Here is a 620-nt window from a genome sequence, read left to right as displayed (position 1 = left end):
AGAGGAAAATATAGATATTATGCGCGTATTAGTAGTAGATGATGAAAGATTGGCCAGAAAAGAGCTTATCAGCTTACTCAGCCAAAATGACAACATAGAAATTCTCGGCGAAGCACCAAATGTAGATGAAGCCAAAGAAAAGATAGAATCCCTACAGCCTGATGTAGTTTTTTAGATATTCAAATGCCAGAGAAAACTGGTTTTGATCTTCTTGAGGAATTGGACTATGTTCCTTTGGTCGTATTTATTACCGCTTATGATGAATTTGCGCTACAGGCTTTTCAGGTAAATGCACTCGACTATTTACTGAAGCCAATTGAACCGGAAAGATTAACCGAGACCTTAAAAAAGCTTGAGAAAAAACTTGAGGAATTAAAGAAAGAGGACGAATTCACAACTGATGCTCCTAAAGACAAGCTTGCTTTAAACGACCAGGTCTTTGTTAAAGATGGAGATAAATGTTGGTTTGTAAAATTGGCGAATGTTCGACTTTTTGAATCTGACGGGAATTATATCAAGGTATATTTTGAAAAAATAAGCCTATGATTCACAAGTCACTTAATGCGCTTGATGAAAGATTGGACGAGAAATCCTTCTTTAGAGCAAGTAGAAAACATATT

The 620-nt window shown here is 36.0% G+C and carries 1 protein-coding gene; it reads left to right on the top strand.

The window, feature by feature from the left end; translation table 11 throughout:
* Positions 1–177 precede the first annotated feature (177 nt).
* On the top strand, positions 178–546 hold the full coding sequence (locus tag ADIWIN_RS20915) for a LytR/AlgR family response regulator transcription factor (protein WP_262507768.1): 369 nt from the start codon (positions 178–180) through the stop codon (positions 544–546).
* The last annotated feature ends 74 nt before the right edge of the window (positions 547–620 follow it).

The sequence above is a fragment of the Winogradskyella psychrotolerans RS-3 genome (assembly GCF_000427335.1).
Taxonomy (GTDB): Bacteria; Bacteroidota; Bacteroidia; order Flavobacteriales; family Flavobacteriaceae; genus Winogradskyella; species Winogradskyella psychrotolerans.
Note: the sequence above shows the minus strand (reverse complement) of the source record. Positions and strands in the feature narration are given on the sequence as shown.